Origin of the sequence: Streptomyces viridiviolaceus (genome assembly GCF_014650995.1) — a bacterium.
Lineage (GTDB): Bacteria > Actinomycetota > Actinomycetes > Streptomycetales > Streptomycetaceae > Streptomyces > Streptomyces viridiviolaceus.
The window spans coordinates 1-632 of sequence record NZ_BMWA01000113.1 but is presented as its reverse complement, the minus strand read 5'-3'; the positions used below and the strand labels follow the sequence as shown (position 1 = coordinate 632).

Genomic DNA, 632 nt, shown 5'->3' with positions numbered 1-632 from the left:
GTGTCGGTGCAGTCGATGACCACGACCCGCACGTCCGACATCGGTGCCACGCTGCAGCAGATCGCCGAGCTGACGGCGTCGGGCTGCCAGATCGTCCGCGTGGCCTGTCCGACGCAGGACGACGCCGACGCCCTCGCGGTGATCGCGAAGAAGTCGCAGATCCCGGTGATCGCGGACATCCACTTCCAGCCGAAGTACGTCTTCGCCGCGATCGAGGCCGGCTGCGCGGCGGTCCGCGTCAACCCGGGCAACATCAAGAAGTTCGACGACCAGGTCAAGGAGATCGCGAAGGCGGCGAAGGACCACGGCACGCCGATCCGCATCGGCGTGAACGCGGGCTCGCTGGACCGGCGCCTGCTGGAGAAGTACGGCAAGGCGACGCCCGAGGCACTGGTCGAGAGCGCGCTGTGGGAGGCGTCGCTCTTCGAGGAGCACGACTTCCGGGACATCAAGATCTCGGTCAAGCACAACGACCCGGTCGTGATGATCGAGGCCTACCGGCAGCTCGCCGCCCAGTGCGACTACCCGCTGCACCTCGGCGTGACCGAGGCCGGCCCGGCGTTCCAGGGCACGATCAAGTCGGCGGTCGCCTTCGGCGCGCTCCTCTCGCAGGGCATCGGCGACACCATCCG

1 protein-coding gene is annotated in these 632 nt (G+C 68.4%); it reads left to right on the top strand.

Annotated features, from left to right (window positions below; translation table 11 throughout):
- Positions 1–632 (top strand): flavodoxin-dependent (E)-4-hydroxy-3-methylbut-2-enyl-diphosphate synthase (locus IE260_RS41150; protein WP_189881036.1); only part of this gene is annotated, 632 nt, incomplete at both ends.